Source organism: Pedococcus bigeumensis (assembly GCF_039531795.1).
GTDB classification, from domain to species: domain Bacteria; phylum Actinomycetota; class Actinomycetes; order Actinomycetales; family Dermatophilaceae; genus Pedococcus; species Pedococcus bigeumensis.
This window is the reverse complement of the sequence record NZ_BAAAQS010000005.1, coordinates 376,427-396,372: the sequence shown is the minus strand read 5'-3', so window position 1 is coordinate 396,372 and position 19,946 is coordinate 376,427. Positions and strand designations below refer to the sequence as shown.

17 protein-coding genes are annotated in these 19,946 nt (G+C 71.9%); 15 read left to right on the top strand and 2 right to left on the bottom strand.

All coding sequences use genetic code 11. From position 1 onward, the window contains the following. Positions 1-20 precede the first annotated feature (20 nt). Positions 21-1,235 (top strand): acetyl-CoA C-acetyltransferase, encoded by a 1,215-nt coding sequence (locus tag ABD262_RS17570; RefSeq protein WP_344138989.1) that lies wholly within the window; start codon positions 21-23, stop codon positions 1,233-1,235. 3 nt (positions 1,236-1,238) lie between these two features. Continuing rightward, on the top strand, positions 1,239-2,201 hold the full coding sequence (gene meaB, locus ABD262_RS17565; protein WP_344138987.1) for a methylmalonyl Co-A mutase-associated GTPase MeaB: 963 nt from the start codon (positions 1,239-1,241) through the stop codon (positions 2,199-2,201). A gap of 81 nt (positions 2,202-2,282) precedes the next feature. On the opposite strand, the gene ABD262_RS17560 is transcribed toward meaB, so the two are convergent. Then, positions 2,283-2,750 carry a group II truncated hemoglobin gene (locus ABD262_RS17560; protein WP_344138985.1) on the bottom strand — a complete coding sequence of 156 codons (468 nt, stop codon included), beginning with the start codon at positions 2,748-2,750 and terminating at the stop codon, positions 2,283-2,285. An 88-nt stretch (positions 2,751-2,838) separates the two neighbouring features. Between ABD262_RS17560 and ABD262_RS17555 the strand changes: the two genes are divergently transcribed. The 9 genes from ABD262_RS17555 to icmA all read left to right on the top strand — a co-directional run bounded on the left by ABD262_RS17555 (position 2,839) and on the right by icmA (position 14,883). Beyond that, positions 2,839-4,404 (top strand): serine/threonine-protein kinase, encoded by a 1,566-nt coding sequence (locus ABD262_RS17555; RefSeq protein ID WP_344138983.1) that lies wholly within the window; start codon positions 2,839-2,841, stop codon positions 4,402-4,404. 10 nt (positions 4,405-4,414) lie between these two features. Beyond that, positions 4,415-6,103 (top strand): NAD(P)/FAD-dependent oxidoreductase, encoded by a 1,689-nt coding sequence (locus ABD262_RS17550; protein WP_344138981.1) that lies wholly within the window; start codon positions 4,415-4,417, stop codon positions 6,101-6,103. A gap of 132 nt (positions 6,104-6,235) precedes the next feature. Next, positions 6,236-7,294, top strand: a complete 1,059-nt coding sequence (locus tag ABD262_RS17545; RefSeq protein WP_344138979.1) for a GNAT family N-acetyltransferase — start codon at positions 6,236-6,238, stop codon at positions 7,292-7,294. 73 nt (positions 7,295-7,367) lie between these two features. Further along, on the top strand, positions 7,368-7,676 hold the full coding sequence (locus ABD262_RS17540) for a thiamine-binding protein (RefSeq protein WP_344138977.1): 309 nt from the start codon (positions 7,368-7,370) through the stop codon (positions 7,674-7,676). A gap of 148 nt (positions 7,677-7,824) precedes the next feature. Then, positions 7,825-10,938 (top strand): FtsX-like permease family protein, encoded by a 3,114-nt coding sequence (locus tag ABD262_RS17535; RefSeq protein ID WP_344138975.1) that lies wholly within the window; start codon positions 7,825-7,827, stop codon positions 10,936-10,938. Next, the gene (locus ABD262_RS17530) at positions 10,935-11,813 is read left to right on the top strand and encodes an ABC transporter ATP-binding protein (RefSeq protein WP_344138973.1); all 879 of its coding nucleotides are present in this window, start codon (positions 10,935-10,937) and stop codon (positions 11,811-11,813) included. Before ABD262_RS17535 ends, ABD262_RS17530 begins: the two co-directional genes overlap by 4 nt. Beyond that, entirely contained in the window at positions 11,806-12,516 is a 711-nt protein-coding gene (locus ABD262_RS17525; protein ID WP_344138971.1) for an ABC transporter ATP-binding protein, read from the top strand. Before ABD262_RS17530 ends, ABD262_RS17525 begins: the two co-directional genes overlap by 8 nt. 19 nt (positions 12,517-12,535) lie before the next feature. Continuing rightward, a complete protein-coding gene (locus ABD262_RS17520) occupies positions 12,536-13,051 on the top strand; it encodes a MarR family winged helix-turn-helix transcriptional regulator (protein WP_344138969.1) in 516 nt (171 codons plus the stop codon). Positions 13,052-13,143: 92 nt separating this feature from the next. After that, entirely contained in the window at positions 13,144-14,883 is a 1,740-nt protein-coding gene (gene icmA, locus ABD262_RS17515; RefSeq protein WP_344138967.1) for a coenzyme B12-dependent isobutyryl-CoA mutase large subunit, read from the top strand. On the opposite strand, the gene ABD262_RS17510 is transcribed toward icmA, so the two are convergent. Next, on the bottom strand, positions 14,880-15,521 hold the full coding sequence (locus tag ABD262_RS17510) for a TetR/AcrR family transcriptional regulator (RefSeq protein ID WP_344138966.1): 642 nt from the start codon (positions 15,519-15,521) through the stop codon (positions 14,880-14,882). The genes icmA and ABD262_RS17510 overlap by 4 nt on opposite strands. 150 nt (positions 15,522-15,671) lie before the next feature. On the opposite strand from ABD262_RS17510, the gene ABD262_RS17505 reads away from it, so the two are divergent. From ABD262_RS17505 to ABD262_RS17490, 4 genes are read left to right on the top strand one after another with little or no spacing between them, the layout of a single operon-like run. Beyond that, positions 15,672-16,445, top strand: coding sequence for a hypothetical protein (locus tag ABD262_RS17505; protein WP_344138964.1), 774 nt, complete (start codon positions 15,672-15,674; stop codon positions 16,443-16,445). Further along, positions 16,442-17,431, top strand: coding sequence for a DUF8094 domain-containing protein (locus ABD262_RS17500; protein WP_344138962.1), 990 nt, complete (start codon positions 16,442-16,444; stop codon positions 17,429-17,431). The genes ABD262_RS17505 and ABD262_RS17500 overlap by 4 nt, the downstream gene beginning before the upstream one ends. 15 nt (positions 17,432-17,446) lie before the next feature. Further along, positions 17,447-18,454 carry a tetratricopeptide repeat protein gene (locus ABD262_RS17495; RefSeq protein WP_344138960.1) on the top strand — a complete coding sequence of 336 codons (1,008 nt, stop codon included), beginning with the start codon at positions 17,447-17,449 and terminating at the stop codon, positions 18,452-18,454. Between the two features lie 56 nt (positions 18,455-18,510). Next, positions 18,511-19,824, top strand: coding sequence for an ATP-grasp domain-containing protein (locus ABD262_RS17490; RefSeq protein ID WP_344138958.1), 1,314 nt, complete (start codon positions 18,511-18,513; stop codon positions 19,822-19,824). The last annotated feature ends 122 nt before the right edge of the window (positions 19,825-19,946 follow it).

Below are 19,946 nucleotides of genomic sequence, written 5' to 3'. Positions count from 1 at the left end.
GGCGCTGGAGGCCTCCAACCATGTCTGACCGTCCCGTTTCCGTCATCGTCGCGGGTGCCCGCACCCCCATGGGCCGGCTGCTCGGCTCGCTCAAGGACTTCTCCGGCGCCGACCTCGGGGGCTTCGCCATCAAGGGCGCCCTCGAGAAGGCCGGGGTCAGCCCCGACCAGGTCGACTACGTGATCATGGGCCAGGTGCTGCAGGCCGGGGCGGGCCAGATCCCCGCGCGACAGGCCGCCGCCAAGGCCGGCATCCCGATGACGGTCCCCGCGCTGACGATCAACAAGGTCTGCCTTTCGGGCATCAACGCCATCGCGATGGCTGACCAGCTCATCCGCGCGGGCGAGTTCGACGTCGTGGTCGCCGGTGGGCAGGAGTCGATGACCAACGCCCCGCACCTGCTCGAGAAGTCCCGCGAGGGCTTCAAGTACGGCGACGTGACGATGCGCGACCACATGGCCTTCGACGGCCTCTGGGACGCGTTCACCGACCAGGCCATGGGTCTGCTCACCGAGCAGGCGAACACCGGCGACCTGGAGTTCACCCGCGAGCAGCAGGACGAGTTCAGCGCCCGCAGCCACCAGCTCGCCGCGCGGGCCTGGAAGGACGGCCTGTTCGACGACGAGGTCGTCGCGGTCTCCATCCCGCAGCGCAAGGGTGACCCGCTCGAGTTCAAGACCGACGAGGGCATCCGCGCCGACACCACCACCGAGACGCTCGGCAAGCTGCGTCCGGCCTTCTCCAAGGACGGCACCATCACGGCGGGCTCGGCCAGCCAGATCAGTGACGGCGCCGCAGCGGTCGTGGTCATGAGCAAGGCGAAGGCCGAAGAGCTCGGGCTCAGCTGGATCGCCGAGATCGGCGCCCACGGCGTCGTCGCCGGCCCGGACTCGACGCTGCAGCAGCAGCCCGCCCGCGCCATCGCGAAGGCGTGCGAGCGCGAGGGCATCACGCCCGCAGACCTCGACCTCGTCGAGATCAACGAGGCGTTCGCCGCCGTGGGGCTGGCCTCCGCCAAGGAGCTCGGGATCGACGTCGACAAGGTCAACGTCAACGGTGGTGCGATCGCCCTCGGCCACCCGATCGGCATGTCCGGCGCCCGCATCGCCCTCCACCTCGCCCTCGAGCTCGGGCGACGTGGTGGCGGAGTCGGCGCGGCTGCCCTCTGTGGTGGCGGCGGCCAGGGAGATGCGCTGATCGTGCGCGTCCCGCGCACCTCCTCCGACAGCGTCTGACGCTTGCCTCCCCGCACCGTCGACGTCCCTGCCCTGGTCGAGTCGGCCAGGGCAGGGTCGCCTCGCGCCGTCGCGCGGCTGATCTCCCTCGTCGAGGACGGCCACCCCGCCCTGCGCGAGGTGATGGCGGCCCTGGCGCCCCACTCGGGGCAGGCGCACATCATCGGGATCACCGGCAGCCCGGGCGTCGGAAAGTCCACCTCCACGAACGCCCTCGTCGGCGCTTTTCGCAAGCAGGGCAAGAGGATCGGCATCCTCGCGGTCGACCCGTCCTCGCCGTTCTCGGGTGGTGCGCTGCTCGGTGACCGCGTGCGCATGCAGGACCACGCCCTCGACCCGAACGTCTACATCCGCTCGATGGCAAGCCGTGGACACCTCGGCGGACTCTCGTGGACCACACCGCAGGCCTTGCGGGTGCTCGACGCCGCGGGGTGCGAGGTGATCCTCGTCGAGACGGTGGGGGTGGGGCAGTCGGAGGTCGAGGTGGCGGGCCTGGCCGACACCACGATCGTCCTGCTCGCGCCGGGCATGGGCGACGGCATCCAGGCCGCCAAGGCGGGCATCCTCGAGATCGGTGACGTGTTCGTCGTCAACAAGGCCGACCGCGACGGCGCCGACGCCACGGTGCGCGACATCCGCCACATGATCTCGCTCGGCGACCGCACTGAGCCCGGCCTCTGGCGCCCACCGGTCATCAAGACCGTCGCGCAGCAGGGGCAGGGCATCGACGAGGTGATCGAGGCGATCGAGAAGCACACGTCCTGGATGGAGGAGTCCGGCACGCTGCGCGAGCGCCGGATCCGCCGCGCCGGCGACGAGATCGAGTCGATCGCCCTCCAGGCGCTGCGCGCCAAGATGGGCGACCTGCGCCACGGCAACGGGGTCGACCAGCTCGCCGCTGCCGTCGTGGACGGCACGACCGACCCGTATGCCGCTGCCGACCAGGTCGTGGCGGCGCTCGCCTGAGCCGCGTGCCGCCGTTGTTCGGAAGATCCGCCGGACCTGGGCAGGGCGGATCTTCCGAACAACGGCAGTGGTGGGGTCAGGTCAGGTCCGGCCGGAGGTGACCAGCCCGTCCCAGTCCCAGCGCGGCATACCGAAGCCGGACGGGACGCTCGCGCCCTCGTCGTGGAACTCGTTCACGTCGGCGACCGCCCACTCCATGTAGGCCCGCAGGGCCGCCCGGAACTCGGGGTCGGCGGGCAGGCCCGCGTCGTCGGCGGCTGCCACGAAGCAGGCGACGAACCGCGGGCCGAGCTCGAGCATGCCGGGACCGTTGCCGGCGTGCAGGCGCAGCACCGACGAGTGGTCGCTCAGCTGCTCGGAGAACCGACGCGGCCCACCGAGCACCTCGGCCCAGTAGGCGGCGAGCCGGGCCACGTGGTGGGGGTTGAGGTCTTCCTTGGTGAACGGGTGGTTGAGGAGGGGGTCGGCCACGCACCGCTCGTGGTGGGCGCGGGCCAGCGCCAGGAACGCCTGGTCGCCACCGGCGAACTCGTAGAGGCTCGGCCGCACCACTGCAGCGTCGCACGGGGGTCCCGCGGAGTGTCAAGGAGCGCCGCGACGAATAGGGTGATCGTCGGACCCCATCGAAAGGACCCCAGTGCAGCCCCAGGTCATCGCCGGACGCTACGAGGTGGTCCGTCCCATCGGTCGCGGTGGGATGGGCACGGTGTGGCTGTGTCTCGACACGGTGCTCGGTCGAGAGGTCGCGGTGAAGCAGATCGGTGCCCTGCCGGGGGAGCCGGCCGCAGCCGCGCGCGCCATGCGGGAGGCCCGGATCGCCGCCTCGCTGAACGACCCCCATGCGGTCGGCGTGTTCGACGTGGTCGACGAGAACGACTCGCACTGGCTGGTGATGGAGTACGTCGAGGGCCAGAGCCTCGCCGAGCGCATCAGTGAGGTGGGCGCGCTGCCCCCCACCCGGGTGGCTGAGATCGGCTCGGCGGTCGCCAGCGCGCTCGCCCGCGCCCACGAGCGGGGCATCGTGCACCGCGACATCAAGCCGGGGAACATCCTCATCGACCTGGCGGGCACTCCCAAGATCAGCGACTTCGGGATCGCCCGGGCGCACACCGACGACCAGCTGACGCAGACCGGGTTCATGACCGGCACGCCCGGCTACCTCTCGCCCGAGCTGGCGAGGGGTGGCAACCCGACGGCGGCGTCCGACGTATGGGCCCTCGGGGCCACGCTCTACTACGCCGTCGAGGGACAGCCGCCCTACGAGTCGCAGGCCAACCCCTTGGCCACCCTGCAGGCGATCGCCCGGGGAGAAGCGCGACCCGTGCAGAAGGCCGGCCCGATGGGCGGCGCCATCGCCGCGATGATGGACCAGGACCCCGACCGCCGCTGGGACATGGCCACCGCCTCCGAACGGCTCGACCGGATCGCCCACGGCGACGCCACCATGGCGCTGCCGGCGGGGACGGCCCTGGCCGGGGCCGGGGCGGCTGCCGCAGCCACCGAGGTCCTCGGCGCGCCGCTGGAGAGCACGCAGCGGCTCGAGGCCCCTGTGCCGGTCCCTGCTCCGGTCCCTGACCCGCTGGACCGCTTCGACGGCGGTGGCGACGGTCGTGACGACCGCGGCTACGACGACCGCCGTGACGGACGCTCGCGGTCAGCCGGCTGGATCGTGGCCCTGGTCGTCCTGGCGCTGCTCGCGCTCGGGATCGCCTACCTGTTGACCGACGGGTTCGGCACCAACAAGCCGACCCCCGGCCAGACCACCACCGTCACCTCCACCCAGACCCAGACCCAGACCCCCTCGAAGACGACGTCGTCATCGAGCAGCTCCTCGAGCTCCTCGTCCTCGACCACCACGACGACGACCACCACCGCGAACACCGCCCAGGACGACGCGAAGCTGACCCGTTTCATCGAGTCCTACTACCGCGACGTCACCAAGGCGAACAAGCGTGACGAGACGTTCGCCCGGCTGACTCCTGCGATGCAGCAGGCCTCCGGCGGCCGCGACGGCTACGAGAGCTTCTGGAGCACCATCGACTCGGTCGACGTCGGTCAGGTCTCGGCCGACGCCGCCGCCAACAAGGCGACCGTCCAGCTGACCTTCAAGCCCAAGGACGGCAGCAAGAGCGACGAGACGCACGCGATGACCTTCGTCCGCGACGGCGACGCGTGGCTCATCGACAGCGACAAGCCGCAGTGACGCCAGGGTCATGACCACCCCGGCTCGCGTTCGTCCGGCAATCGTCCTCGTGGTCGCGGGCGAGCACATCCCGGTTGTCGACAGCGAGTTCGCCCGCTACGCAAGGGATTACGACATCCTCTGCGCCGACGACGCCGAGGGTGGGCGTGAGCTCGTGCGCCAGGCCATCGCCGACGAACAACCCGTCGCGCTGCTCGGTGTCGGCTGGACCCTGCCGGGCGTGGAGGTGGGCCTCGACCTGCTCGACGAGCTGCACACCCTGCTCCCGGCCGCCCGCCGGATCTGCCTCACGACGCGGGGTGACTACAACCTCTCGCTGGCCAGGCTCCGCGAAGCGTTGGGGCGCGGGCGCATCGACACCTACCTGCTGATCCCCCAAGGGCCTCGCGACGAGGAGTTCCACACCGCCGTCACCGAGTACCTGTCCGACTGGGGCTGGACCGCCTCGACCCCCGAGGTCGAGGGGGTGCAGATCATCGAGGGCGGGTCGCGCGCGGAGGTGGCCCGCATCCGTGACTTCCTCGACCGGATGGGGCTCCCGCACCGCGTCTACCCTCCCGACAGCGAGGTCGGCCGCCGGGTGCTGTCGGAGCTGCCATCGGTGCAGAGCGGCGCCTCGCCCGCCTTTCCGGTGGTCGCCTCCGGCATCGTCAACCAGGTCATCGAGGGTGCGACGGCCCGCATGGTGGCGCGAGCGGTCTACGGGTCGCCGCAGACCATGGACCAGGACGACCTCATCGACCTCGTCGTCATCGGCTCGGGGCCGGCTGGCCTCGCCGCCGCGGTGTACGGCGCGTCCGAGGGCCTCGACACGGTCGTCATCGAGTCCGACGCCGTCGGGGGACAGGCGGGCACCAGCTCGATGATCCGCAACTACCTCGGCTTCCCGCGGGGGATCTCCGGCATGCGGCTGGCGCAGCGTGCGCGCTTCCAGGCGACGCGGTTCGGGGCGCGCATCTACGCGGGGGTCGCCGCGGAGGGCATCGTGCCCGCAGCGCGGCGCGGTGAGCCCCACGTCGTGCGCACCGAGGGTGGTGAGCTGCAGGCGCGGGCCGTGCTGGTCGCGACGGGAGTCACGTACCGGCGTCTCGGCATCGAACCCCTGGAGGAGCTGGTCGGGCTCGGTGTCTACTACGGCGCTGCGACGAGCGCGGCACGCGAGATGGAGGGGCGCGACGTCTTCGTCGTCGGCGGTGGCAACTCCGCCGGCCAGGCGGCGGTCTACCTCGCGCGGTATGCCGCGAGCGTCACCCTCTGCGTGCGGCGGCCCGACCTCCGGGCGACCATGTCCGACTACCTGATCCGGGAGATCGACGCGACGCCACGGATCAGCGTCCGCCCCTCCACCCGGGTCGTCGGCGGTGGCGGCGGCTCGGCGCTCGAGTGGCTCGAGCTGTCGGGGCCGGATGGCACCGAGCGGGTCGACGCGGGCGGGCTCTTCCTCCTGCTGGGGGCCGACCCGTGCGGCGACTGGCTGCCCGAGGAGGTCGTGCGCGACGAGCGCGGGTTCGTCTACACCGGCAGGGAGGTGCCGATGGACCACTGGTCGGACGGTCGCCCGCCCGCTGCCCTCGAGACGACGGTCCCGGGGATCTTCGCGGCCGGTGACCTCAGGGCGGGCTCGATGAAGCGGGTCGCCTCCGCGAGTGGTGAGGGCGCCGCGACGGTCGCGCTGGTCCACGCCTACCTCGCTCCGTGACACCGCAGCCATCCGGAGGGGTCGCCAGGGCCCCGCCTTCCGGCAAAGGCCCTTCCGGCAAAGCCCCTCCGGGCAGAGCCCCTCCCGGAAAAGCCGTTGTCGCGGCGCCGGTCCAGGTCGGACACTCGAGGCATGAAGACGACGACGGACTCACCGCCGGCCCTGCGGGACGCGATGCAGGGCGTCGTCGTGCGCCCGCTCGACATCGACGACGACGCCGAGGTCGCGGCAGCCCACGAGGCGACCGACGCCTCCAAGAAGCACCAGCGCCCGTGGGGCAAGACCTGGTCGCTGCGCGAGATGACCGTCATGCTCCGCACGGAGAGCACGGTCGAGCGCCTGGAGCCGATCGTGGGCCTCGTCGACGGTCGCGTCGCAGGCATGGTCCTGCTGTGGTTCCCGCTGCTCGACAACACCCAGTTCACCTGGGCCGAGCTCGACGTCGACCCCCGGCTGCGCGGCCGTGGAGTCGGCAGCGCGCTGCTCGAGCGGGTGATCGAGCGGACCCGTGCGGATGGTCGCCGCACGGTCCTCATCGAGACGAACGTGCCGGACGACGCCCGCGAGGGCCACCCCCACGCGCGGTTCGCCGAGCGCCACGGGTTCACCTACGCCAACACCGAGATCCGCCGCATCCTCGACGTGCCCCTCGACCCCGAGCGGTTGTCCGCGCTCGCCGCCGACGCCGCCGAGCACCACGAGGGCTACCGCATCGAGTTCCACCGCGCCCCGCTGCCGGACGAGCTGCAGGCCTCCTACTGCGAGTGCTGGAACCAGCTGGCCGTGGACGCCCCGACCGGCGAGATCGACTTCGAGGAGGAGGCGCTCAGCCCGGAGACCTACCGCGAGGAGCTGGGTCGGCTGCAGGCCCAGGGCCGCACCATGCTGCACACCGTCGCGATCGACCCGTCGGGCGAGGTCGTGGCCTACAACGACCTGGTGGTGTCGGCGGACGACCCCGACGAGGTCATGCAGTGGGGGACCCTGGTGCGCAAGGACCACCGGGGTCACCGCCTCGGCATGGCGGTCAAGGTCCGCGGCCTGCAGGGTCTGGCCGAGGTGGCGCCCGAGACCAAGCGGGTGCAGACCTGCAACGCCGAGCAGAACGCCCACATGGTCGGCGTCAACGTCGAACTCGGCTTCCGCCGGGTCGAGGCGGTGCTGTCCTACCAGCGCCACGTCGACGGCTGAGGCACCTGGGGGATCGGGCCCCGTCGCACCGGGGGGTGCGACGGGGCCCAGCAACGCGGCATACGGTGGGCTCATGCTCGTCGCCTTCTCCGTCGCCCCGTCCGTGCCCGCCGACTCCACCGGTTCGGTGAGTGAGGCGGTCGCCGCCGCCGTCTCCGTCGTGCGCCAGTCCGGGCTGCCGCACCGCACCTCGTCGATGTTCACCGAGATCGAGGGGGAGTGGGACGAGGTGATGGCGGTCGTGAAGGGCGCCGTCGACGCCGTGGCGGCGTTCGGTCCGCGCGTCAGCCTCGTGCTCAAGGCCGACATCCGTGACGGGTATGCCGGTGAGCTGACCGCGAAGCTCGACCGCCTCGAGGCGGCCATCGACGCGCTGGAGTAGCCCCGCAACACCTGCGCTCCCGCGACCGCGCGACCGTGAATCGTTGCCGGAATGTGGCCCGATCCCGGACGAAAGGCCCTTAGGGTCGAGCGGGAACGGGACGCCCCGTGGGGGTTTGATCCGCCGGACACACGGAGGCACTGACGGCATGTGGGCTGCGATCAGATATCGCCGGGCCCAGGCGGTCGTGCTCGTCCTGCTCGCCGCGCTGGTCGCCACCTGCGCCGTCTTCGCACCGCTCTACCAGCGGGCTCTCGAGCAGTCGCTGCTGCGCTCCAGCATCAACTCGGCCAGCGTGGCGGACACCGCGCTCGTCGTTCGCAGCGGGCGCGGCACCGCCAACCCGACCTTCGTCAGCTCCGCCCTGGGCGGCAACGTGCCGGGGTCGGTCCGTGTGCTCTACGGCGACCCGGTCGGGCAGATGTCCGACGCGATCAACATCGTGCCGCGCGCCGGGCTGAAGCAGTCGCCCGGTGACCTCGTGGCTCGCGACCGGGTCTGCGAGCACCTCAAGATCACCACCGGCTCCTGCCCCAGGGCCGTCGGGGAGGTGCTCGTCTCGGCCAAGGACCTGGCGGCCTGGAAGTGGCCGCTCGGCACGACCTTCGAGACGCCGGTGCCGAGCATCAGCCAGACCGAGCGGCCCACCGCGAAGCTGACCGTCGTCGGGGCCTACGAGGTGGTGCCGGACGAGACGTACTGGCAGCGCACCCAGCTCGACGGCAAGTCGGGCACGCAGATCGACGTCGGCCTCGAGCGGGTGCCGGCGATCGACGACTTCGTGACGACCGAGGCCACCTTCACCCGCGACTGGAGCGTGGCACAGGCGACGCTGACCTTCCCGCTCAAGCGCGACCTGTTCACGCTCGGCAACCTGCAAGAGATCTCCGACGTCCTCGCCGACAGGGGAGGCAACCGCGCCGGGGGCGTCGACGGCGCGCTCGTGGAGACCCAGCTGCCGAAGATCATCGACGGCATCCGGGTCGGCCAGCACCAGCTGCGGGTCATCGTGCCGCTGCTCATGGCCCAGCTCGGGTTGCTCGCCGCGGCGATCCTCCTGCTGGTCGCGCAGGCCGCCGTCGAGCAGCGTCGACCGGAGGTGGCGCTGGCCAGGCTCCGGGGCCGCAGCCGGGAGGGCGCGGGCCGCATCGTCATGGGTGAGCTGGCCGCCACCGTGGCGATCGGGTTGCCGATCGGGTTCGGCCTCGCCCTGCTGCTGACGACGCTGGTGCGCCAGCTCCTCCTCCCCGACGGCGTCCCGTTCGAGGTGCCGTGGTCGTCCGTGGTCGCGTTGGCGGTCTCGGCCGTCGTGTGTGCCGTGGCGATCTGGCTGGCCGCTCGACCGGTCCAGCGGCTGACCGTGTCGGCACTGCTACGCCGGGTGTCGAGGGAGCGCGCGCGGGCCTTCGGGATCGTCGACGTCCTGGCCGTGGCGCTCGCTGCGTTCGGCCTGATCGGCCTGGCCACCGGTTCCCTCGAGGGTCCGCTGGCGCTGGTCACACCCACCCTCGTCGCCCTGGCCGCGGGGCTCGTCGCGTCCCGGCTCGCGGTCCCCGTCGCCGGTGCCAGCGGGCGCGCGAGCCTGCGCCGGGGGCGGATCGGGCCCGCCCTCACCGCCTTCGGGCTGGAGCGGCGACCGACCCTGCGCAAGGTCGTCACGGTGGTCAGCGTCGCGGTGGCGCTCACCGTCTTCGCCGCCAACGCCATCGTCGTCGGCGACCGCAACTGGACAGCCCGGGCCGAGGTCGAGACCGGCGCCCCTGCCGTGATCGACACCGACAGCCACAACCCCGCGAGCCTGCTCGCCACCGTCCGCGGCATCGACCCGACCGGCGCCCTGGCCAGCCCGGTCGCGATCGTGCGGCAGACCGACCGGAGCTCGACCGCCACCATGGCAGTCGTCACGAAGGACTTCGAGGAGACCTCGTTCGCGCCCCCGGGCGAGCCCTACCGGCTCGGCGCCCTCGCCCCTCCCGACATCGAGCCGGTCCAGCTCTCGGGCACGCGCGTGACCGGCCGGCTGGCCTGGGACCTCACCATCCCCGGCGACGACTCGACGCCTCGACCGCCCGGGCAGTCCGGCGCCCCGGTCTCACCCACGACCGGCCCCGGGTCCGAGGAGCCGTCCGAGCTGCGCATCAACGTCACCACCCCGACGGGCCAGCGACTGACCAGGCTGATCGCCCAGGTGCCGTTGCAGGGCAAGGGATCTGCCGAGCTCAACGGGCTCCTCCTCTGCCCCGACGGCTGCCGGCTCGACGGCCTGGAGTTCCGCAAGACCGACGAGCAGGTCAGCCAGGTCAGTGGCAAGCTGAGCATCACCGGGCTGGGGGTCGACGGCAAGTCGCTAGGCATCGCCGCGACGAACCAGTGGAATGCTTTCGTCGCCCCGCCGACCAGCACCAGCGACAAGCTCGAACAGGTGCCCGCCGGGCCCGACACGCTCGCACTCGAGCTGAACAGCACCGGGTTCGCGGTCGAGCTGACGCACGCCGACGTGCCGGCGGTCGTGCCCGGGTTGCTCGCCGGGCCGGTCCCCCCCGGCGGCACGGCGCAGGGCTTCGACGCGATCGGCCTCAACGGGACGCCGATGGTCGCGGCGGCCCAACAGACCGTCGACACGCTCCCGGTGCTGGGCAACCGGGGCGTCCTCGTCGACTACGAGACGCTCGCGCGCCTCGGCGGTCGCCTCCCGGACGCCGGGACGCTGTCGGTGTGGGTCGCCGACCCGGCCAGCGCCGACGCCGTGGCCGAGAAGCTGCAGGCGCAGGGTGTGGGAGTGCTCGCGCGGCACAGCACGGCGGCTGCCAAGGACCGCCTCGACGAGTCGGCGTCCGCCTGGGGCCTGCGCCTGGCCGTCTTCACCGGCGGGATGGGGGTGCTCCTCGCCGCCCTCGTCGTGCTGGTCATGACGGTCACCGGCTGGCGGGTGGTGGCCCGTGACCTCGCCGCCCTCCACATGTCGGGGGTCCCGCTCAAGGAGCTGCGCCGGTCGCTCGTGCGCGAGCAGGTCGTGCTCGTCGTCGTCGGCACGGTCGTCGGCGTCGCCTGCGGCGCGGTCAGCTCCTGGGTGGCGATGCCCCTGGTCCCGTTGTTCGACAGCGCCGCCGACCCGGTGCCGGCCCTGGAGCTGGCTCCCGACGCGCTCGCCATCCTTGGCTCGGCCGCCGGGGCAGCACTCGTCCTCGTCGCCGTCGGCTGGCTGGCCGCGGTCGGCGCCGGCCGACGGATCACCCTGCGCCGGATCAGGGAGTCGCTGTGAGCTACGACAGCGTCGTGACGTCCGGTACGCCCGCCGGCGGGCTGCGGGTGAGCACCCGTGGGCTGGTCCACATCTACCGCGCGGAGGGCCACGACGTGGCCGCCCTGTCCGGGGTCGACCTCACCGTCCATCCCGGCGAGGTGGTCGGCCTGCTCGGACCGTCCGGCGCCGGGAAGTCGACCCTGCTCACGCTGTTCGGCGGCCTCATGCGGCCGAGTGCCGGGCGGGTGCTGGTCGGTGAGCACGAGCTGTCGACGATGACCGAGGCGGACCTCGACCGGTTCCGGGCCGCCGAGGTGGGCCTGGTCCTGCAGGGCGCGGCGCGCAACCTGTTGCCCTACCTCACTGCTCGTCAGAACGTCGAGTTCGCCCAGCGGTCCGCTCGCCGCGCGGGCCGTGAGGTGCCCCCTCCAGGGGAGGTGCTCGAGCTGGTCGGGCTCGACCACGCGGCCACCGCGCCGCTGGACTCACTGCCCCCCGGACAGCTCCAGCTGGCCGCGCTCGCGGTCGCCCTGGCCAGCCGGCCGGGGCTCCTGCTCGGTGACGAGCCCACCTCCCAGCTGCACCACTCCTCGCGCGACCTCGTGCTCGACACGATCCACCGGGTCAACCAGGAGTGGGGGACCACCGTCGTCGTCGTCACCCACGACCCCGAGGTGGCCGCGCGGCTCCCGCGCACCGTCACCATCCGTGACGGCCGGGTCGGCGGCGAGGGCCGCTCCGGCGAGGCGTATGCCGTGGTGTCGGCCGACGGGTCGCTTCCCCTTCCCCCGGCGGCGGTGGATGCGTTCCCGCCCGGTGCCCTGGTCCGGGTCGCAGAGGTCGACGGCGTGTGGACACTGATCCCGCAGGGGAGGGGTGAGACCGGTGAGTGACCGGACGACGAGGGCCGATGGGCCGGAGGTGCTCGACGACGTCGAGTCGCCGCCGCTGCGCGTGGAGGGCGTGACCGTCCGCTACGGCTCGACGGTCGCGGTGTCCGAGGCGACCTTCGAGGCCTACCCGGGCGAGTTCATCGCCGTCACCGGTCACAGCGGGGCCGGGAAGTCGTCGCTGCTGTGGGCCATCGGTGGCGCCGTCGCCTCTGAGGGCGTGGTGCGCCTGGGCGAAGACATCGTGCGTGACCGCGCGCAGGCGGCGCGTCTCGGGATCGAGGTCATCCCCCAGGGCAGCGCCCTGGCCGTCCTGCTCTCCGCCCAGGAGAACGTCGCGCTGCCCCTGCTGGCGCGTGGCGTGCGACCCGACCACGCGCAGCGCCGGGCGCAGTCCGCCCTCGAGTCGGTCGGCCTGCACGAGTCGGGCAGCCACCTCGCCGAGGAGCTGAGCGGCGGCCAGCAGCAGCGGGTCGCCGTCGCCCGGGGGCTGGCCCTGCGCGGACACGTGCTGCTCGCCGACGAGCCCACCTCCGAGCTCGACCACGACAACCGCGAGCGCGTGCTCGCCCTCCTGCGGGCCGAGGCACGGCGCGGGGCCATCGTCATCATGGCGACGCACGACCCTGAGGCGGCCGAGGAGGCCGACGGCGAGATCCGTCTCGACGACGGACAGCTCGAGACGATCCGCACCCCCAGCTCGTAACCCGGCTAGCCTGCTGCGCGTGCCGAAGCCGATCCGCCTGCCGTTCGACCCCATCACGCGTGCGGCGCAGCTGTGGACCCGTCGGTGGGGGCGCACCTCGCAGCCCCTGGCGATGGCCAGTGCGACGTCGATCATGCGGGTGCAGCAGCTGCTGATCACCGACTACGACGCGATCGTCGGGCGGCACGGCCTCACCTTCGCCCGGTACGAGGCGCTGGTGCTGCTCGCGTTCAGCAGGGACGGCCGGCTCGGGATGAGCAAGATCGGCCAGCGCCTGATGGTCCACCCCACCAGCGCGACCAACATCGTCCAGCGGCTCGACGCCCAGGGCTTCGTGGAGCGGGTGCCCAACCCCGACGACGGGCGCGGCACCCTGGCCGTCATCACGCCGGCCGGTCGCGACGCGATGGAGGCCGCGACCGCCGACCTGGTGCAGCACAAGTTCGGGCTGGGCATGCTGTCCGCCGCCGAGCACGAGCAGCTCTTCGACCTGCTGCGCAAGGTCCGGGTCGGCGCCGCCGACTTCGACGCCTGACCCGCCCCGCGGCATACCCCACCAGCGGAGGTATGCCGCGTGGCTGCGTCCCGGCGTGACATTTACTAGGACGTCCTAGTAAATTGACGCGCATGGCCGACAACCCCGCACCCACCACCCCTGCGACGAGCGACGGGGCCGCCCGCTGGCAGGCCCGCTACGACGCGGCCCGAGCCAAGGGGCAGGTGCGGGAGGCCGACTTCACCACCTTGTCGCAGATGGAGGTCGAGCCGGTCTACGGGCCGGCCGACGGCTCCGAGGTGCCCGAGCGGATCGGCTGGCCGGGGGAGTACCCCTTCACCCGCGGTCTCTATCCGACCGGCTACCGCGGCCGCACGTGGACGATCCGGCAGTTCGCCGGCTTCGGCAACGCGGTGCAGACCAACGAGCGCTACAAGATGATCCTCGAGCGCGGGGGCGGCGGCCTGTCGGTCGCGTTCGACATGCCCACCCTGATGGGTCGCGACTCCGACGACCCGATGAGCCTCGGCGAGGTGGGTCACTGTGGCGTGGCCATCGACTCGGCCAAGGACATGGAGGTGCTCTTCGAGGGGCTGCCGCTCGAGGACATCACCACGTCGATGACGATCAGCGGCCCGGCCGTCCCGGTCTTCTGCATGTACCTCGTCGCCGCCGAGCGCCAGGGCGTCGACCTCGGGGTCCTCAACGGCACGCTCCAGACCGACATCTTCAAGGAGTACATCGCGCAGAAGGAGTGGCTGTTCGCCCCCGAGCCGCACCTGCGCCTCATCGGCGACCTGATGGAGTACTGCGCCGAGAACATCCCGGCCTACAAGCCGCTGTCGGTCTCCGGCTACCACATCCGCGAGGCGGGTTCGACGGCCGCGCAGGAGCTCGCGTTCACCCTCGCCGACGGCTTCGGCTACGTCGAGCTCGGTCTGTCGCGGGGCCTCGACATCGAGACCTTCGCGCCCGGCCTGTCCTTCTTCTTCGACAGCCACCTCGACTTCTTCGAGGAGATCGCCAAGTTCCGCGCCGCCCGCCGGATCTGGGCGCGCTGGCTCCGCGAGGTCTACGGCGCCAAGACCGACAAGGCCCAGTGGCTGCGGTTCCACACCCAGACCGCCGGTGTCTCGCTCACCGCCCAGCAGCCCTACAACAACGTGGTCCGCACCGCTGTCGAGGCGCTCGCGGCAGTGCTCGGCGGCACGAACTCGTTGCACACCAACGCCCTCGACGAGACCCTCGCGCTCCCGAGTGAGCAGGCGGCCGAGATCGCGCTGCGCACGCAGCAGGTGATCATGGAGGAGACCGGGGTGGTCAACGTCGCCGACCCGCTCGGCGGCAGCTACTACGTCGAGGCCCTCACCGACAAGATCGAGGCGGAGGCCGAGGCGATCTTCGACAAGATCAGGGCCATGGGCGAGCTCGGCAAGCCGCTCAACGCCGAGGGTGGGATCGACCACGCCGTCGGTCCGATGACCTCCGGCATCCTGCGCGGCATCGAGGACGGCTGGTTCATGTCCGAGATCGCCGAGGCCGCCTTCCAGTACCAGGTGTCGCTGGAGAAGGGCGACAAGAAGGTCGTCGGCGTCAACTGCCACACCGCCTCCGTCACGCACGAGCTGGAGATCCTCCGGGTCAGCCACGAGGTCGAGCGCGAGCAGGTCGCCACCCTCAAGACCCGCAAGACCGACCGCGACGAGGACGCCGTGCGGGCCGCCGTGCGGCACATGGTCGAGGTCGCCCGCACCGACGACAACATGGTGCCGGCGATGCTCGACGCGGTCCGGGCCGAGGCCACGCTGGGCGAGATCTGCGACGCGCTGCGCGACGAGTGGGGCATCTACCGCGAGCCCGCCCGCTTCTAGCCGGGTTGGTCCCCTGTCCGCTGCTCGCGGCGCAGTCGGGCGTAGGCGACGTCGGCGAGCAGGGCGATCAGCCCGTTGACGAACGCCTCGTCCGGCTCGCCCGTGGCCAGCGCCCGGTGCATCACCGACCCGACCACCACGTCGGCGAGCAGGTCCACGTCGATCATGTCGCGGCGGATCTCCCCGCGGTCGATGGCGCGCTCGACCGAGATCGCGACGAGGGCGTGCAGGCGCGTCGACAGCGACTCGCGGACGCGCTGGCCGACCCCGCCGGGGTCACGGGCGGACTCGGCGAGCAATGCGGCATACGCGCCGCCGGTGGAGGGGTCACGCAGCAGCCGGGCGGCCTCGCCGATGCCCGCGCGCATGTCGGCCTCGAGCGACCCGTGGTCGGTGATCTCGATCTCGTCGAAGGTGGCCGCGACCGCGTGCACGGCGAGCTCGATCTTGGACGGCCAGCGTCGGTAGAGCGTGCTCTTCGCCACACCGGCCTTGGCGGCGACGTGCTCCATGGACATCCGCGCCACGCCCTTGTCGGCGAGCACCTGGCGTGCGGCGGCGGTGATCGCCTGCTCGGTCGCCTCCTCGCGGGGGCGTCCGGGACGGCGAGCTCGGTCGGGCCGTGAGGGTGTGGTCATCACGCGCGATCATGCCACCGAAGCCGTCGTCACAGCGGTCGTTGACGGAGGTGGGGATTTGTCGTCGTGGGGGAGACTGAGCCATGGTGGTGTGAATGCCGGCTGCGGGGAACCCCCGTTGGCCGGCCCGCTCACGTAAGGATTTCAACTGTGTCGATGGTCGCCAAACGCGTGCTGTCCGCGGCGCTGACGGTGATCGGACTCGTCCTCGTGTCCGTCGGTGCCTGGTTCACCGTGCACCTCGGTTCGTCGGGCAGCGCCACGCTGCGCACCACCCCCGCCCGCGGGGCGCTGGTCGTCGTGGAGCCGTCCGTGCTCAACCGGGTCGACGCCCCGGCCACCGTGACGGCGGTCGCTGCGCCGGGCACGACGATCTGGATGGGCCGGACCACTCCCGTCGACGCCGACGCGATCGTGGGTGGCGCCGACCGCACGTCGGTCACCGGCGCCCACGTCCGCAGCTGGAGCCTGGTGACCTCGCGGGCCGGGGCCGGGGCTGCTCCCGCCCTCGCCGGCGCAGACGTCTGGCGCCAGACCGCGACCGGGCAGGGCCGGGTGCACCTCAGCGTCGGACAGACCGGGGCGCCGGAGTCCGTCGTCATCGCAGCACCGGACGGCACCCCGGTCGACCTCACCTCGGTGACCGTGACGGTCGAGCGGCGCACCTGGTTCTTCCAGGCCCTGCTCGTCACCCTCGTGGGACTGCTCGCGGCCGTGACCGGCGTGGCCCTGCTCTGGCAGGCCCAACCGCGGCGCCCGCGCCCCGCCGACGAGCCCCAGGCTGACGAGCCCACGACCGACGAGCCCAGGACCGACGAAACCAAGGCCGACGAGCCCCAGGCCGACAAGCCCAGGACCGACGAGCCCAAGGCCGACGAAACGAAGGCCGACAACGACGCACCCACCCCGGAGGTGACCGCATGAGCCGCAGCACCACTCGCCTGGCCGCCGTGGCCACCCTCGCGCTCGCCCTTGCCGGGTGCGGCGCCGGCCCGGGCCTGGTCGGCGTGCACGACGCGCCCGCCCAGGTGACGACCACCGCACCGATCTCGCCCGACACGGCCGAGACCATCGCCACCCGGGTCCTCGCGAAGGCGGCCGAGGCGGCTGCGGCCAAGCCCGCTGACGCCCAGCAGCTTCGCACCGAGGCGCTCACCGGCAGCGCGCTGGCCGTCGCCAACGCCGCGAGCCGACTCGAGTCCGGCGCGGCCACCCCACCGGCACCGCTCACGCGCACCGACCCGCCCAAGGTCCTCGCGGTCTCGCGCGGCACGGCCTGGCCCCGGCTCATCCTCGTGCAGACCGCAACCGCCGAAGGTGGCGCGGTGCTCAACCTGCTCGTCTCGCCCGACGCGAAGACGCCCTTCCGGCTGAGCGCCGCCGTCCCGATGCAGCCGGGCGCGAGCGTCGCGGCGCTCGACTCGCTCAACGCCGGGTCGCCCGTGGTGACCACGGGCGGGACGCTGCCCGTGCAGCCCGCCGCCCTGCTGACGGAGTATGCCGCGAGCCTCGGCTACCCCAAGCCCGCAGCCGCCAAGGACGTCGTCCCCGCCGACCCGTTCTCGGCGGCCGTCCGCGCCCACGCCGCAGAGCAGGCCAAGGCGTTCGGCAAGCTGGCGACCCTCAAGCAGGTCCACACCGTCGAGCCCGACAGCACGGTCGCCATCGCGCTGCGCGGTGGAGGAGCGCTGGTCTTCGGCCTCATCGAGCGCACCGACACGATCACCCTGACCAAGGGCGGGAAGTCGCTCACGCCGAGCACCGACTTCCAGCGCCTGGTGCGCAAGAAGACGCTCACGAAGAGCGCCAGGCTGAAGACCTACGAGACCGTCGTCTTCACCGTGCCGGCCCAGGGCAGGGCCAGAGTCGTCGCTGCCGACGAGGTGCTGTTCTCGGCCAAGGGCACGTGAGGGACAATCGCCGACATGAGTGACCAGCCGTTGACCTCCGGTGGCCTGCGTGGCGCCGTCGACCTGACCGCCCTGCGCAACCAGCCCCCGACGGGAGGCCCTGCTGCTGGCCCCGCCGCCGGCGCGGCCCCTGCCGCTCCGGGCGCCCCTGCCGCTCCAGGTGCCACGGCCGCCCCCGGAGCGCCGGCTGGCGGAGTCGCAGGCCGCACCGGTGTCGTCGTCGAGGGGAGCGACGCGACCTTCCAGGAGATCGCGAACGCCTCCGTCAGCGTGCCGATGCTCCTCATCCTGTGGGCCGGGCAGATCCCCGAGTCGCGTGACTACCTCGACACCGTGCTGTCGGTGGCAGGCACCTACGAGGGCCGCTTCCAGGTCGTCAGCATCGACGTCGAGCAGAACCCCACGCTGCTGCGTGCCTTCCAGGTGCAGAGCGTCCCGATGACGATGGGGATGATCCAGGGGCAGCCGGTGCCGATGTTCGCCGGCATCCAGCCGGAGTCGGCGCTGCGGCCGGTGCTCGACGAGTTCCTGGCCCTGGCCGTGCAGCACGGCGTGGCCGGCCGCGTCGACCTCGCCGCGGGGGCGCCTACGGCCGAGGTCGAGGAGCAGCTCCCGCCCCTGCACCAGGAGGCCTACGACGCGATCGAGCGCGGCGACCTCGAGGGCGCCGCCGCGGCATACCAGCAGGCGCTCAAGCAGAACCCTGCTGACTCCGACGCCGAGCTGGGCCTGGCCCAGGTGGGCCTCATGCAGCGCACCGAAGGTGCCGACCTGCAGCAGGCGCGGGCAGCCGCGGCCGACCGCCCCACCGATGTCGCGGCCCAAGGGCTGGTCGCCGATCTCGACGTGCTCGGCGGCCACGTGGAGGACGCCTTCCTGCGCCTCATCGACCTCGTGCGCGCGACCTCCGGTGACGAGCGCGAGCAGGCCAGGAACCACCTGCTCCAGCTGTTCGCCGTGGTCGGGTCGCACGACGAGCGCGTGCGCAAGGCGCGCACCGCGCTGATGAGCGCGCTGTTCTGACACCCGGGCCCCGCAAGGGGTCGCGGCCGGACACCTGAGCCGACAGGATGGGTCGCATGGCGAAGACTCAGGAACACCTCATCGGACTGTTGCTGGGCGCGGAGGGTGACTGGCCGCGCGCGTTCGAGACCCTCGCGGGCAGGCTCGGCGTCCTGACCGGACCCGACGGCGCGAGCCACCAGGTCAACACTGAGCGCGTGACGATCGAGCCGTTCAACCTGCGCGACAAACCACGGCACGACCTCGTCATCGACCGGTTGGCCTACTGGTACTACCACCCGCGCGAGTGGCTCAAGAAGGTCGCCCTGATGGACGACGTCTACCTGCTCAACAGCCCGTTCACCTTCCAGTCGATGGAGAAGCACTCCGCCTACTGCGCACTGCTGCGGCTCGGCATGCACGTGCCCGAGACCGTCCTGGTGCCCTACAAGAACCCCATCGACAACGTCCGCTGGGCCTACACCGCCGAGCGCTACAACAAGTCCTTCGACCTCGACAAGATCGCCGAGGAGATCGGCTACCCACTGTTCATGAAGCCGTTCGACGGCGGCGGCTGGCGCGGGGTGTCGCAGGTCAAGAACGTCGACGACCTGCACAAGGCCTACGACGAGTCGGGTGAGATGCTCATGCACCTGCAGGCGTCGGTGAAGGACTTCGAGGTGTTCGCGCGGGCCCTGACCATCGGCCCCGAGACGATGGTGATGAAGTTCCAGCCCGACGAGCCGATGCACAACCGGTATGCCGTGGAGCACGGCTTCCTGTCCGAGGGCGTCGGCACCGAGGCAGTCACCATCGCGCAGACGGTGAACGCGTTCTTCCGGTGGGAGTTCAACTCCTGCGAGATGCTCGTGAAGGACGGGGTGGTCTACCCGATCGACTACGCGAACGCCTGTCCCGACGTGGCGGTCACGTCGCTGCACTACTACTTCCCGTGGGCGATGAAGGCCCTGGTCAAGTGGTCGGTGTTCTGCGTGGCCACGGGACGCAAGGCGCGCACCCAGGTGGACACCGACCCGTGGTTCAGCGTGGCCGACGACGCAGGCCTGGACTACGGCGGCAAGCTGGCGGCCTACCAGGGGCTTGCCGACGCGCACTTCGACACCGACCACTACCGCGAGTTCTGCGACGCGGCCCTGCCGCACATCGACGAGATGGTGCTGCAGTGGGTCGACTCCGACGACTTCCGCAGCCTGTTGAGCGAGACGATCCAGACGACCTACCCGAAGCACGAGTGGGACAAGTTCGAGGGTCACTTCGGCGGGCTGACGCGGATGTGGGTGAAGGACGAGCAGTCGCGGCTCGACGGCGGCAGCTCGGCGGTCGACGAGACCGTCGTCAGCGGCCCCGCACCCGCCGTCCCGACCGACTGAGCCCGCACCCGAGGCGCCCCCTCACCGCCGAACGGGCCCCGCCAGCTGGCGGGGCCCGTTCGGGTCATGCGGTGTCGTGTGCGGTGCGGGGCCTCAACAGGCCCGACACTCCTGCTCGAGCT

What these genes read in the sequence shown, in the direction of transcription:
- icmA (WP_344138967.1), top strand. Translation starts at nt 13,144, where the DNA reads ATGGCCGACAACCCCGCACCCACCACCCCTGCGACGAGCGACGGGGCC.
- ABD262_RS17540 (WP_344138977.1), top strand. Translation starts at nt 7,368, where the DNA reads ATGCTCGTCGCCTTCTCCGTCGCCCCGTCCGTGCCCGCCGACTCCACC.
- ABD262_RS17570 (WP_344138989.1), top strand. Translation starts at nt 21, where the DNA reads ATGTCTGACCGTCCCGTTTCCGTCATCGTCGCGGGTGCCCGCACCCCC.
- ABD262_RS17535 (WP_344138975.1), top strand. Translation starts at nt 7,825, where the DNA reads ATGTGGGCTGCGATCAGATATCGCCGGGCCCAGGCGGTCGTGCTCGTC.
- ABD262_RS17490 (WP_344138958.1), top strand. Translation starts at nt 18,511, where the DNA reads ATGGCGAAGACTCAGGAACACCTCATCGGACTGTTGCTGGGCGCGGAG.
- ABD262_RS17545 (WP_344138979.1), top strand. Translation starts at nt 6,236, where the DNA reads ATGAAGACGACGACGGACTCACCGCCGGCCCTGCGGGACGCGATGCAG.
- ABD262_RS17495 (WP_344138960.1), top strand. Translation starts at nt 17,447, where the DNA reads ATGAGTGACCAGCCGTTGACCTCCGGTGGCCTGCGTGGCGCCGTCGAC.
- ABD262_RS17500 (WP_344138962.1), top strand. Translation starts at nt 16,442, where the DNA reads ATGAGCCGCAGCACCACTCGCCTGGCCGCCGTGGCCACCCTCGCGCTC.
- ABD262_RS17550 (WP_344138981.1), top strand. Translation starts at nt 4,415, where the DNA reads ATGACCACCCCGGCTCGCGTTCGTCCGGCAATCGTCCTCGTGGTCGCG.
- ABD262_RS17510 (WP_344138966.1), bottom strand. Translation starts at nt 15,521, where the DNA reads ATGACCACACCCTCACGGCCCGACCGAGCTCGCCGTCCCGGACGCCCC.